The organism is Bifidobacterium sp. UTCIF-39 (assembly GCF_006408715.1).
Lineage (GTDB): Bacteria > Actinomycetota > Actinomycetes > Actinomycetales > Bifidobacteriaceae > Galliscardovia > Galliscardovia tissieri.
In genome coordinates this window covers 131,554-143,965 of record NZ_JEOG01000003.1, presented here as the reverse complement: position 1 = coordinate 143,965, position 12,412 = coordinate 131,554, and the positions used below count along the sequence as shown (strand labels likewise).

Sequence of the window (12,412 nt, the reverse complement as noted above, 5' to 3'; positions counted from 1 at the left end):
GCGAGGGAGCCGATTACGTGATTCGTGATTGTGGGTTTACTTGCTTTCGAGATCGATGTTGCGCACGGCGCTCTTCTCGATCGCGAGACCGGCCTGGAAGCGGGCGAAGAAGTTCTCGAAGCCTTCGACGTCCTTCGGATCCGGGGTTTCAGTGGTGGACTGGGCGTCCTTGAAGACACGCTGGTCGAGGTAGTCGGCCAGCGGCCACGGGGTGTGCCACAGGTAGTCGGCGAGCACGGCCATACCCCAGGCACCGCCTTCGGCTGCGGTGGACATGACCTTGATCGGGGTGTTAAACGCGGCGGCGAGGATCTTCTGCGCCACCTTCGGGGTGGTGAAGATGCCGCCGTGGCCGACGAGGGAGTCGATCTTGACTTCCTCATCCTTGGTCATGACGTCCATGCCGATCTTGACGGGGCTGAAGGCACTGAACAGCTGGGCGCGCATGAAGTTGGCGAGGTTCATGTGGGCCTCGGGGCTACGAGCGAACAGCGGGCGGCCTTCTTCGAGGCCGGCGAGGAATTCGCCGGAGCGGAACGGGTAGTTCAGCAAGCCACCGGCGTTGGAGTCGGCCTGATCGCTGATGGCAAGACGGAACAGCGTGCCGTACAGGGCACCGGTGTTGACCGGCTGATCGATGGCCTTGGCGAATTCGCCGAACAGACCGACCCATGCGTTGAGATCGGAGGTGAAGTTGTTGGCGTGGCTCATGCCGGCGAGATCACCGGCCGGAGTGGTAACGAGATCCACTTCGGGGTGCAGACGGGCGAGCTTCTTCTCAAGCACGACCATGGCAAAGATGGAGGTTCCGGCGGAGACGTTGCCGGTGCGGACGCGCACGGAGTTGGTGGCGACCATGCCGGTGCCGGCGTCGCCTTCCGGCGGGGCGAGGACGATGCCCGGCTGGAGGTCGCCGGACGGGTCAAGCAGCTTGGCGCCTTCGGGGGTGAGCTCACCGGCCGGGGTGCCGGCGACGAGCGGTTCGGGGAGCAGGTCCTCGATCTTCCAGGGCTGGGCCGCGACTTCGGGCAGGGCGGAGAACTTGGCGAGCAGGTCCTTCTCCCAGGTGTGGGTCTTGGGGTCGATGGGGAACATGCCGGAGGCGTCGCCCACGCCGATGACCTTCTTGCCGGTGAGCTTCCAGTGCACGTAGCCGGCGAGGGTGGTGAAGAACGCGACCTTGTCCACGTGCTCTTCCTTGTTGAGCACGGCCTGGTACAGGTGCGCGATGCTCCAGCGTTCGGGGATGTTGTACTGGAACAGGTCGGAGAGCTTGAGGTGGGCTTCGTGGGTGTTGGTGTTCTGCCAGGTGCGGAACGGAACAAGCAGTTCGCCGTTCTTGTCGAAGGCGAGGTAGCCGTGCATCATGGCGGAGAAGCCGATGTGGCCGATGCGGGTGAGCTTCACACCGTAGGCCTGGCTCACATCCCATGCCATGGCACCGTAGGCGCTCTGCAGACCCTTCCAGATCTCATCCTGCGAGTAGCTCCACAGGCCGTCCTCGAGGTGGCTGGCCCACTGGTAGTCGCCGGACGCGATGGTCTTGTAGTTGTCGTCGATCAGCACCGCCTTGATGCGGGTGGAACCGAACTCGATGCCCAGCGAGGTCTTGCCGGCTCGAATCTTTTCTACGATCGCGGAGATGTCGCTCTCGGATACATCGGTCATTCGTGTACTCCTTATGGTCGATCCTTGGTGACGGTTTACGCCGCCGATGGTTACCAACGCCGTCGTTGCGCCGCAAAGTCAAACAGGGTCTGGGACAAATCCGCGACCCCGGTATGTGGCACTCTGCATGTGAACGCTCACATAACTAGTTTCAGTGTAGCGCGACGACAGCCCGCCACGCAAGCTGAGCGGAGGGAAATTTGCGGATATTTTTCCGCCGGATCAGACCATGAAAAACGGCAAAGGCCGGCGCATAAGGCACCGGCCCGGCAAGGTCCGTCACATCGAATCAGTCGAAGGAATCATCGCAACAATCAGAGCCGATTACCGACAACACATCGACGACACATCGACAATCATCGAACCGCGGGAGCCGCCGTGGACTCACGAACCACAAGCGGCGCGCCGATCACACCCACACCGTGACGCAGAGGCAGATCCAGGGTGCTCTCACCGCCTCCCATCATCGAGAGCACGGTACCCATGGCTACCACGCCAAGGTTCGGAAAGTCCGGGGAGATCGTGGTCAGCGGCGGGATGGCGTTGTCCACGCCGGGCATGTTGTCGAATCCGACCAGGCTCACATCACGCGGCACGTAGAATCCATGATCGTAGAGCGCACGACGCACGCCGAGCGCCTGCATATCGTTGGCGGTCACGATGGCGGTGGGCAGATCGGCTTTGGGATCGGCGAGCGCGTTGAGGTAGGCGCTCATACGCTGGTAGGCGTCATCCCCCGACCAGCTGTCCACGTTGATCACGGTGGAGTCGATGCCCGCTGCCTTGGATTCCTGCGCCCACGCGTCGCGACGGGTCGTGGCGTCACGCCAGTCGAACGGTCCGGCGAGATACAGGGCGTTGGTGTGGCCGAGCGCGGAGAGATGCTTGGCGATGGTGCGCATAGCTCCCCACTGATCGATGCCCAGGCACGCAATGTTGTGGCTTTTGGTTATGGCGCTTTCGATATCGGCGTCGCCGTGCGATGAGGTGAGCAGCACGCGGGGCACTTTGATGCGGGCTCCGAGCGCCGCCTGGACCATCGGTTCGGTGGGAGCCACGAATACGAACGCCTCCACGCCCTGTTCAAGGCATGCGTCGGCCACCTGTTCGAAGGCGTCCTGCGTGTATTCGTGGTCGTTGAGAATGGAGATGGACACGTAGAGATCGTGCTTGCGGGCCATACCCTCGATCGACGCGATGGTGGCGAGCGGTCCGAAGTAGCTGACGCCGCCGGCGATCAGCGCGATCGTTCTGGTGCGTTGCGTGGCGAGCGCGCGGGCGGCGCTTGATGGCCGGTATCCCATGCGGTCGATGGCCGCCTGCACTTTGGCGCGGGTGGCCGGCGACACGTTTGGGGAATGATTGATCACACGAGAGACCGTCTGATGTGACACTCCCGCCGCTTTGGCAACCTCGAAAATGGAAACGCGCTTACCCGCCATGCTGACAACACCTCACTATCACGGCACATACAAAAAGCCGTTTCGGCGCACAACACGGAATAGTCATGAACGGTCATTCATTGCCGACCATGCGGATACACGTGAACAGTGAGCGTTCACAGCCTTTCCGCAATACTACCCGACATCCGTGGTTTCCGCCTCCGCCGTCGGCATGCCGCACGCATGCCCCCTTCATAATTCTCCATAGTCAGGATGGCAACGTACGGCAACGACGACGACAACGCATGACGGACGACAACAGACAACAACGACAACAGACAACAACAACGTTGCTGCCCGCGTGCGGATTCGACGATCGCCGGGCATCCGATCGTCCGTGTACCCGATCGGAACGGTCAGAAATCCCAGTCCTCGTCGTCGGTGTCTTCGGCCTTGCCCATCACGTATGACGATCCGGAGCCGGAGAAGAAGTCGTGGTTTTCGTCGGCGTTGGGCGACAGCGAGGCGATGATCGCGGGGTTGACGTCGCAGGCCTCGGCGGGGAACAGCGCGGGGTATCCGAGGTTCATGAGCGCCTTGTTGCCGTTGTAGCGCAGGAATTTCTCCACGTCGTCCACCAGGCCTACGCCGGAGTACAGGGATTCGGTGTATTCCACTTCGTTGTCGTAGAGCTCGTTGAGCAGTTCGTACGTGTATTCGCGCAGCTCCTCGCGCTTGGCGTCGCCGACGCGTTCGAGCCCGCGCTGGTATTTGTAGCCGATGTAGTAGCCGTGTACGGCTTCGTCGCGGATGATCAGTCGGATCACATCGGCGGTGTTGGTGAGCTTCGCGTGGCTGGAGAAGTACATCGGCAGGTAGAAGCCGGAGTAGAAGAGGAATGATTCGAGCAGCGTGGAGGCCACTTTGCGCTTGAGGGGGCTGTCGCCTTCGTAGTAGTCGAGTACGATCTGGGCCTTGCGCTGGAGGTATTCGTTTTCCTCGCTCCATGCGAATGCCTCGTCGATCTGCTCGGTGGAGCAGAGTGTGGAGAAGATGCTGGAGTACGACTTGGCGTGCACGGATTCCATGAACGCGATGTTGGTGTAGACGGCTTCCTCGTGGGGGGTGAGCGCGTCGGGGATGAGGGAGACGGCGCCGACGGTGCCCTGGATGGTGTCGAGTAGGGTGAGTCCGGTGAACACGCGCATGGTGAGCGTGTGTTCCTCCTCGCTCATGGACTGCCAGCTGGGGATGTCATTGGAGACGGGGACCTTTTCGGGCAGCCAGAAGTTGCCGGTGAGTCGGTCCCACACCTCGAGATCCTTGTCGTCTTCGAGTCGGTTCCAGTTGATCGCGCTGACGCGGTCGATGAGTTTGAGCGGCTTGCGCGGTACGGAGATCGGTGCCATGTCAGTTCTCCTTGTCGTTGTTCTGGTCGTTGAATTCTTCCGGTGCGGTAAGGCGCAGAATCGCGCGATAAATCATCGGTGACATATTGTTCTTCTCCTTTTTATATACGTCGTACATACGTCTGCCCGTCCGCCACTACCCCCGCAGCCCCGCCCCCGTGACGCGCAACGCGCCATCACGACGCCCTCCCCCCCCCGACCGAAGGACCCCTGCACCCTCTGACGCGTGCGGCGTCAAGGCGCACCAGACGAAGGCGTACAAAGGTACGTCGAGTCTGGAGCAACGCAGACGACGCACCTCCCCGGACCGCAGGTCCTGCACCCTCTGACGCGTGCGGCGTCAAGGCGCACCAGACGAAGGCGTACAAAGGTACGTCGAGTCTGGAGCAACGCAGACGACGCACCGTCAGAGGGTGCAGGACACGCAGTCGGAGACTTCGGTGCCCGTCAGCGCCTTCTGACGAATGCGGATGTAGTAGAGGGTCTTGATGCCTTTGCGCCAGGCGTAGATCTGGGCTTTGTTGACGTCGCGGGTGGTGGCGGTGTCGGGGAAGAAGAGGGTGAGGGAGAGGCCTTGGTCGACGTGGGGGGTGGCGGCGGCGTAGGTGTCGATGATGGCTTTCCAGCCGATGGTGTAGGCGTCGCGGAAGAGGGGGAGGTTGTGGTTGGTCATGTATGGGGCCGGGTAGTAGACGCGGCCGAGTTTGCCTTCCTTGCGGATTTCGATGGTGGAGACGATGGGGTGGATGGAGGAGGTGCTGTGGTTGATGTAGGAGATGGAGCCGGTGGGTGGGACGGCCTGAAGATTCTGGTTGTAGATGCCGTCGGCGAGGATCTGGTCGCGGAGGGCGGCCCAGTCGTCGGAGGTGGGGATGGCGATGCCGTAGTGCGCGAACAGGGAGCGGATGCGATCGGTTTTGGGACCGGGGACGTAGTGTCCGTCTGAGTAGGCGCCGAGGCCGGTGTACTTGTCGAAGTAGTTGCCGTGACCGGCGGGCTTGGCGTAGGCGGAGCGTTCGAAGCCGACGAAGGCACGGCCGCGTTCGACGGCGAGCGCGTGGGAGGCGCGGTAGGCGTGGTAGGCGACGGTCATGAAGTAGACGTCGGTGAAGTCGAGGGCGTCGTCGCTGCCGTATTCAATGCCTTCGCGGGCGAGGAAGCCGTGGAGGTTCATCTGGCCGAGGCCTATGGCATGGCCTTCCTCGTTGGCGCGGCGGATGGAGGGGACGGAGTCGATGCTGGTGTGTTCGGCGACGGCGGTGAGGGCGCGTACGGCGGTTTCGACGCTGGTGACGAGTCCGCCGTCCATGGCCTTGGCGATGTTGAGGGAGCCGAGGTTGCAGGAGATGTCGCGGCCGATGTGGGAGTAGCTGAGGTCGTCGTTGTAGGTGCTGGGCTCCTGGACCTGGAGGATTTCGGAGCACAGGTTGGACATGGTGACGCGACCGTCGATGGGGTTGGCGCGGTTGACGGTGTCTTCGAACACGATGTAGGGGTAGCCGGATTCGAATTGGAGTTCGGCGAGGGTGGTGAAGAACTTTCTGGCGTCGATGTAGGTCTTGCGGATGCGATCGTCGGCGACGAGCGCGTCGTAGTTGTCGGTGATGGAGATGTCGGCGAACGGCTTGCCGGTGACGCGTTCAACGTCGTAGGGGCTGAACAGGGCCATCTGTTCCTTGCGTTTGGCGAGCTCGAAGGTGATGTCGGGGACGACGACGCCGAGGGCGAGGGATTTGATGCGGATCTTCTCGTCGGCGTTCTCGCGCTTGGTGTCGAGGAAGCGCAGGATGTCGGGGTGGTGCGCGCTCAGGTACACTGCGCCCGCGCCCTGGCGTGCGCCGAGCTGGTTGGCGTAGGAGAAGCTGTCTTCGAGGAGCTTCATGACGGGGACCACGCCGCTGGACTGGTTTTCGATGTGCTTGATCGGGGCGCCAAGTTCGCGCAGGTTGCTGAGCAGCAGGGCGACGCCGCCGCCGCGCTTGCTGAGCTGGAGGGCCGCGTTGATGCCGCGGGAGATCGATTCCATGTTGTCCTCGATGCGGACGAGGAAGCAGCTGACGGGTTCGCCGCGCTGGGCTTTGCCGAGGTTGAGGAAGGTGGGGGTGGCGGGCTGGAGGCGGCCGGACAGCATTTCGTCGAGGTAGGCGTTGGCGGCCGATTCGTCGCCGGCGGCGAGGCTGAGGGCCACGGCGACGCAGCGCTGCGGGAAGTCTTCGAGGTACTCCTTGCCGTCGAAGGACTTCAGGGCGTAGGAGCGGTAGAACTTGAATGCGCCGAGGAAGGTTTCGAATTCGAATCCGACGGAGGCAGCACGGTCGTAGATGGCGTCGAGGAATTCGGGGGTGTAGCGGTCGAATACGTCGGCGTCGTAGTAGTCGTTGGCGATGAGGTATTCGAGGCGCTCGCGGGTGGATGCGAATCGGCGGGTGTGCGCTTCGACTTCGGATGCGGCGAACGCGCGCTCGGCTTCCTTGTCCTTGTTGAACTGGATGTTGCCGTCGGCGTCGTAGAGGTTGAGCTGCGCGTTGAGCGCGTGGTAGTCCGTGGAGGGATCGTAGGTGGTCATGGTGGTGCGGTCCTTGGTATCGGGAGTGGCGTCAGAGGTATCGGAATTGCGATCTTTTTTTGGGAGGGGGCGGGGTCACGAATTGCCGTCGGCACGGCCGGAGAAGAACCGGGCGAGTCCGTCGCGCGTTTTCGTCATGTCTTCCGGCGTGCCCATGAGTTCGAAGGTGAAGAGCAGTGGCACCTGGCATTTGGCGGCCACGATGCGACCGGCGGCCGCGTACGCTTCGCCGAAGTTGGTGTTGCCGGAGGCGATCACACCTCGGATCCAGCTGCGGTTGTCGGGATCGTTGAGGAATTTCTTTACCTGGATCGGCACGGCTTTGCGCACGTCTCCCCCGCCGTATGTGGGCACGATCAGCACGTAGGGTTCCCGGACGGCGAGCGCGGGCTCGTTGGCGCGCAATGGGATGCGGTAGGTGGCGATGCCGAGCTCGTCGAGCCGGCATCCTTCGATGAATCGTGTGGTGTTGCCGGATGCGGATGAGAAGTAGACGACTGCGCCGCCGGCTCCGCTCATGCGTGGACCATCGCTTGTTTCGCGTAGGCGCGGATGAGGTCGGGGCGGTATCCGCTCCACGAGTCGGTGGGGGTGATCACGACGGGAGCCTGTCGGAATCCGGCCTGATGCAGCTGTTCCAGGGTCGACGGGTTCTCGCTCAGGTCCACGGCTTCGTACGGCAGACCGAGCTTGTCGAACTGGCGCTTGGTGGCGTCGCACTGCGGGCAATGCGGTTTGGTGAATACCGTGATGGGCATGGAATCCTCCGTTTTGGTCGACTGCGGACGTCGTCGTTCCACGGTTGGCGTGGGCGTGCGGGACGGCGTCCGAATCCTGCGTGCGGACCGTTTTTTCCGGACCGCGATAGCTTGCGTTCACCAAGACTACATCACCATCAGACCACTCAAACCACTACATATAGTCGTCAAATCAGCGTGTCGTCACTATATATGGATTCACCAAATCAAGGCAACACTAGGCGATCGGCAATGTCGACGCTCGCCGCCCGCGTTCACCGACAACGAAAAAGTGATATACGCCACAACGAGGTACAGATCACATTCGTCGTCAAGATATCACTCAGACCGTGCGCGCCGATGAATCATACGAACCAATACGACCCGTACACGGACCACACTGCGAAACATATAGCCCCTAGTACGGAAGATGTGGCAGTATTGACGCGTTACCGATCGAGGGGAGTATCATGCCGGGCTTGCTGAGCGCCATGGAGGGTTTCTGTGTCATCGGCATCGTGATCGCCGTGGGATATGTGGCCGCACGTATGCGCATCGGCGGACCGCAGGCGCAGATGGTGTTGAATCGGTTCAGCTTCTTCGTGTCCAGCCCGTGTCTGATGTTCGCGATCCTGTCGAAGGAACCGATTTTCGAGATCTTCCATTCGTCGATCATCGTGGCGTTCTTCTCGGCTGCGCTGGTGGGCGTGATCTTCATCGTGCTCAACCGGTTGTTCTTCCATCTCGGCGCGGCCGACGCGACGATCGGCGCGCTGAACTCCCTGTATTTGAATTCGAATAACATCGGCCTGCCGATCGCCACGTATATTCTGGGCAATCCCGCGCTGGTGGCACCGATTCTGGTCATGCAGCAGGCCGTGTTCACGCCGGTGGGCCTTACGGTGCTGGACGTGACGACCAAGGGCAAGGTGTCGATCAAGGAGATCGCCAAGCAGCCGCTGCATCAGCCGCTGCTCATCGGTTCGCTGTTGGGTATCGCACTGTCGGCCGTGCATGCGAAGACCGGATGGTTCCTGCCGAACTATCTGTTCGATCCGATCGATATGATCGGCGACTCCGCGGTGCCGATGATTCTGATGGCGTTCGGCATGTCGCTGCATGGCACGAAGCCGCTGCAGCAGAAGGGCGATCGTCCGGCGATCTTCACCGTGGCGATTCTGAAGAACATCGTGATGCCGATCATCGCGTTCCTGCTCGCGTATTTTGTGATGGGATTCCGCGGCCCCACGCTGTATGCGTGCGTGGTGCTTGCCGCATTGCCGACCGGTCAGAACGTGTACAACTATGCGGCCCGGTACAACGTGGGTCTGACGTTCGCGCGCGACGGCATTCTGCTGTCCACGATGACGAGCCCGATCTTCATTGCGATCATCGCCGCGGTGTTGAGCTGACCGTCAGCGTCAATCGATCCGCGGAAATCGTCACGTCGGCGAGCGAGTCGACGGTGATGTGATCGGCGGATTCGGGGACCGGGTTGCGAGCGTGGGCGCGCACGGCCACCGCATAGGCTCCCGAGGCGATCGCAGAAGTGAGACCCGTGGCGGAATCCTCGAACGCCACGCACTCCCCCGGTTCGACGTTGGCAAGCGATGCCCCGCGCACGTATGGTTCGGGGTCCGGCTTGTCGCGCACGTCGTCGTCGCCGGTCACACAGCCGATGAAGGCCCCTTCCGGAGCCGCAGCCAGCACACGCTCCGCCAGCACGCGAGGCGACCCTGTGACCAGCACCGAGGGCACGCCGGCATCGCGGAATGCGGCCAGCAGCTTCACCGCTCCCGGCACCCATGGCACGCTATCCCCATACTTACGCACAACGCTGTGCACAAGTTCGGGGATAATCTCGTCGTCGGTTAGCGGCACGCCGGCGCTGCGCAGCACCTGTGCGCAGGTGATCAGCGACGCGCCCGCCAACGAATCGGCGATGGCGTCCGTCCAGGTTCCGCCATGACTGATCACGCATTCGCGCTCCGCCGCTGTCCACAGCGGATCGGAGTTCACCAGCGTACCATCCAGATCCCACAGCACCGCCTTGGGCAGCGGTCTCGATATTGCAGTCATGGGTGAACTACTGCTCGTAGTCGGCGGCGATCTGGCGGAGGCGCTCCTCGAAGCGCGGCCAGTCGGTCTGCATGGCGGTGAGCAGTTTGAGCGAACCGACCTTGTCGAACGGCACCCATGCGATCTCCAGACTCTCGTCGTCGTTCGCACGCGGCTCCACCGTATGGCCGGGCTTTTCGAATGCGAACACCGTGGTGTAGCTCCACGGGCCATGGTCCTCCACATAGGATCCAACCACGGCGATGTCCTCGGGATGGATGTTCGCCTCCTCGAAGCTCTCGCGCAGCGCTCCCTCGAGCGAGCTCTCGCCATCGGCCGTGGCACCGCCCGGAATGCCCCAGGTGCCGCCTTCCGCGCTCCACAGCGCACGATGCTGCATCAGCACGTCGGTGATCTCACCGGACTCGGGGTCACGGCGGCACAGCAGCACACCGGAGGCCCCGTTCAGGCCCCAATGCTTGTGCCCGCACGCGCAGTCGATGAACCCGTCACCGGGCTGGTTCACATTGTCGCGCGGCGCCTTGGGGTCCACGGCCTTGCCGCTGCCATAGCCGGTGCCCTGCTGCTCGTCGCGATCGAGGTTCCACAGGTCGGTCCAGCTGATGCCAAGTTCCTCCACCAGCTGGCGGGTGAGCGGCAGGCTCAGGCCGATGATGCCGCTCGGATCCCCTTGGATGCCGTCGATGAACGCGCCGCCGAATCCGTCAAGCGTGAATGATCCCGCCACTTCCAGCGGCTCGCCGGTGGCGATATAGCGTTCGATGTTATCGTCAGAATAGTTCGCGAACGTGACCTCGGCGTGGCTGGCACGGCTGATCATGGAACCGGTGGCCGCGTCGATCACGCAATGGCCGGTCCACAGCGTGCCGGTGCGTCCGCGCATGAGCGCCAGCCGTTCGCGCGCGTGCGCCACGGTGTGCGGCTTGCCGTAGGGCACGCCGTCAAGCTCGAACATGGAGTCGCAGCCGATGATCAGCGGACCGACGGCACGATTGGCCATGCCCCCCTCGGCGTCGATCGCGTCATGGATCGGCATGACGGACGCGATGCTGCCGAACCCGTCGGTCAGCGGACGCGAGACATGCTCCTCCCCCACCGCGGCGACCGCGGCTGCGGAAATGGCGATGTAATCGCGGTACACGGCGGCCGCCTTGGCGCGAGCCAGCAGCGGCACCCGCTCCTGTGTGGTCATGGAGTCCGGGTCGATCCCCTGCTGCGCGGCTGTATTCACGATCACCGCGGCCTCGTCCACATGGGACACGCGGATCGTCGGACGGATACCCGCGTGGAACAACACATCACGTCGCGCCTTGGACTGGGACGCGAGAATCACTGGAATCGACAACAGACACCAACTTTCCAGAAGATACGGGGAGCCCCGACCGGACATGCCGGTCAAGGGCTCGTCAAGAACAACACATCACATAGTCATCAGATCATCAGACCGCCAAGATGGCCCGCCACGGAAAACGGACGTCCACCTGACCATCCCTGCGCACGGCCGCAGACCGCTACAGCTCCATCGGGCCGAACTGCACGCCCTTGCGGTCGATCGCCGGGTGCAGCATGCGCCAGCGCCCACCGGCCAGCCACTGATCGTGAATCAGATCGGTGATGGCCTCAGTGGCGTCACCCTCATGCAACACGAGCACGCAGGGGCCCGCACCGGAGATCGTGGACGCATAGCCGTGCGCACGCAGGAAGGTCATCAGCTCCCACGAGCCCGGCATCAGCGAGCTGCGGTAATGCTGATGAAGCGTATCACCAGTGGCGCTGAACAGCAGCGAATTCGTGTCGCGGCCGGAGACGCCGCTCAACGCCGCGGGAAGCAGGGCCACGCGCGACACGTTGAACAGGGCGTCGGCACGCGGCACCTCATATGGCAGCGCCTTGCGCGCCTCCTCGGTGGAGAGCTTGAAGTCCGGCACGAACACCCACGCGTTGATCTTCTCACCCACCGGATAGTTCACGGTGTGATAGCCGCCCTTGAACGGTTCGGCCGCATCGGGGAAGATCGCACGATCCGCCTCCACCGGCACCACGCCCGACGGCTTGGCGTTCGGCGCGTCGACGAGCGGCACCTCGGTCTTGGGCTCAAAGTCCCAGGAGACGGTCATGCCACCGTACACGGCCGGAGCCACGTTATCCGGATGGCCCTCGATGTGCGCGGCCAGATCGAAGATGAAGTCACGTTCCTCGTCGCCATAGCCGGCGAACGCCACGGCCGCGGACACGCCGGCCACGATCGCCTCGGCGGACGACCCCATGCCACGCTCCTGCGGGATGGTGTTGTTGGCGACCAGTTTCACGCCGGCCTGCGGCAGACCGAGTTCGTCAAGCGTGCGGCGGAACGTGCGCATCACCAGATGCGACTCGTCGCGCGGCAGCGTGTTCTCCCCCTCACCGTGGATCTCGATCGACGATTCCAGCGACGGCGACAGCGTGAACGTCAGCTCGTCACGCACATCCAACGCCAGGCCCACGGCGTCAAAACCGGGACCCAGATTGGCACTGGTGGCGGGAACGGTTACACGCACGGCATCGGCGGCGAACTTCATAATGCTCCTTACA

At 62.8% G+C, this 12,412-nt stretch carries 10 protein-coding genes; 1 reads left to right on the top strand and 9 read right to left on the bottom strand.

Features of this window, described 5'->3' with window-relative positions; genetic code table 11:
- Nucleotides 1-36: 36 nt before the first annotated feature.
- The 6 genes from EP30_RS02620 to EP30_RS02595 all read right to left on the bottom strand — a co-directional run bounded on the left by EP30_RS02620 (nucleotide 37) and on the right by EP30_RS02595 (nucleotide 7,783).
- Nucleotides 37-1,668 carry a xylulokinase gene (locus EP30_RS02620; protein ID WP_140555923.1) on the bottom strand — a complete coding sequence of 544 codons (1,632 nt, stop codon included), beginning with the start codon at nucleotides 1,666-1,668 and terminating at the stop codon, nucleotides 37-39.
- 356 nt (nucleotides 1,669-2,024) lie between these two features.
- Complete coding sequence (locus EP30_RS02615) at nucleotides 2,025-3,110, bottom strand: LacI family DNA-binding transcriptional regulator (protein WP_140555921.1); 1,086 nt, start codon at nucleotides 3,108-3,110, stop codon at nucleotides 2,025-2,027.
- Nucleotides 3,111-3,466: 356 nt separating this feature from the next.
- Nucleotides 3,467-4,459 carry a class 1b ribonucleoside-diphosphate reductase subunit beta gene (gene nrdF, locus EP30_RS02610; protein WP_094661622.1) on the bottom strand — a complete coding sequence of 331 codons (993 nt, stop codon included), beginning with the start codon at nucleotides 4,457-4,459 and terminating at the stop codon, nucleotides 3,467-3,469.
- Nucleotides 4,460-4,865: 406 nt separating this feature from the next.
- Entirely contained in the window at nucleotides 4,866-7,025 is a 2,160-nt protein-coding gene (gene nrdE, locus EP30_RS02605; protein ID WP_140555918.1) for a class 1b ribonucleoside-diphosphate reductase subunit alpha, read from the bottom strand.
- 75 nt (nucleotides 7,026-7,100) lie between these two features.
- Nucleotides 7,101-7,544 carry a class Ib ribonucleoside-diphosphate reductase assembly flavoprotein NrdI gene (gene nrdI / locus EP30_RS02600; RefSeq protein ID WP_094661624.1) on the bottom strand — a complete coding sequence of 148 codons (444 nt, stop codon included), beginning with the start codon at nucleotides 7,542-7,544 and terminating at the stop codon, nucleotides 7,101-7,103.
- Entirely contained in the window at nucleotides 7,541-7,783 is a 243-nt protein-coding gene (locus tag EP30_RS02595; RefSeq protein ID WP_140555916.1) for a glutaredoxin family protein, read from the bottom strand. The genes nrdI and EP30_RS02595 overlap by 4 nt, the downstream gene beginning before the upstream one ends.
- 449 nt (nucleotides 7,784-8,232) lie before the next feature.
- On the opposite strand from EP30_RS02595, the gene EP30_RS02590 reads away from it, so the two are divergent.
- On the top strand, nucleotides 8,233-9,174 hold the full coding sequence (locus EP30_RS02590; protein ID WP_094661625.1) for an AEC family transporter: 942 nt from the start codon (nucleotides 8,233-8,235) through the stop codon (nucleotides 9,172-9,174).
- On the opposite strand, the gene EP30_RS02585 is transcribed toward EP30_RS02590, so the two are convergent.
- The 3 genes from EP30_RS02585 to thrB form a co-directional block, all read right to left on the bottom strand.
- Complete coding sequence (locus EP30_RS02585; protein WP_140555913.1) at nucleotides 9,152-9,841, bottom strand: HAD family phosphatase; 690 nt, start codon at nucleotides 9,839-9,841, stop codon at nucleotides 9,152-9,154. The genes EP30_RS02590 and EP30_RS02585 overlap by 23 nt on opposite strands.
- A gap of 7 nt (nucleotides 9,842-9,848) precedes the next feature.
- Nucleotides 9,849-11,186, bottom strand: a complete 1,338-nt coding sequence (locus tag EP30_RS02580; protein ID WP_140555910.1) for a Maf family nucleotide pyrophosphatase — start codon at nucleotides 11,184-11,186, stop codon at nucleotides 9,849-9,851.
- A gap of 166 nt (nucleotides 11,187-11,352) precedes the next feature.
- Complete coding sequence (thrB, locus tag EP30_RS02575; RefSeq protein ID WP_140555908.1) at nucleotides 11,353-12,399, bottom strand: homoserine kinase; 1,047 nt, start codon at nucleotides 12,397-12,399, stop codon at nucleotides 11,353-11,355.
- Between the last annotated feature and the right edge of the window lie 13 nt (nucleotides 12,400-12,412).

Bases quoted from the DNA above. Each gene is read 5' to 3' on its own strand.
- EP30_RS02620 (WP_140555923.1), bottom strand. From the start codon at position 1,668: ATGACCGATGTATCCGAGAGCGACATCTCCGCGATCGTAGAAAAGATT.
- EP30_RS02615 (WP_140555921.1), bottom strand. From the start codon at position 3,110: ATGGCGGGTAAGCGCGTTTCCATTTTCGAGGTTGCCAAAGCGGCGGGA.
- nrdF (WP_094661622.1), bottom strand. From the start codon at position 4,459: ATGGCACCGATCTCCGTACCGCGCAAGCCGCTCAAACTCATCGACCGC.
- nrdE (WP_140555918.1), bottom strand. From the start codon at position 7,025: ATGACCACCTACGATCCCTCCACGGACTACCACGCGCTCAACGCGCAG.
- nrdI (WP_094661624.1), bottom strand. From the start codon at position 7,544: ATGAGCGGAGCCGGCGGCGCAGTCGTCTACTTCTCATCCGCATCCGGC.
- EP30_RS02595 (WP_140555916.1), bottom strand. From the start codon at position 7,783: ATGCCCATCACGGTATTCACCAAACCGCATTGCCCGCAGTGCGACGCC.
- EP30_RS02590 (WP_094661625.1), top strand. From the start codon at position 8,233: ATGCCGGGCTTGCTGAGCGCCATGGAGGGTTTCTGTGTCATCGGCATC.
- EP30_RS02585 (WP_140555913.1), bottom strand. From the start codon at position 9,841: ATGACTGCAATATCGAGACCGCTGCCCAAGGCGGTGCTGTGGGATCTG.
- thrB (WP_140555908.1), bottom strand. From the start codon at position 12,399: ATGAAGTTCGCCGCCGATGCCGTGCGTGTAACCGTTCCCGCCACCAGT.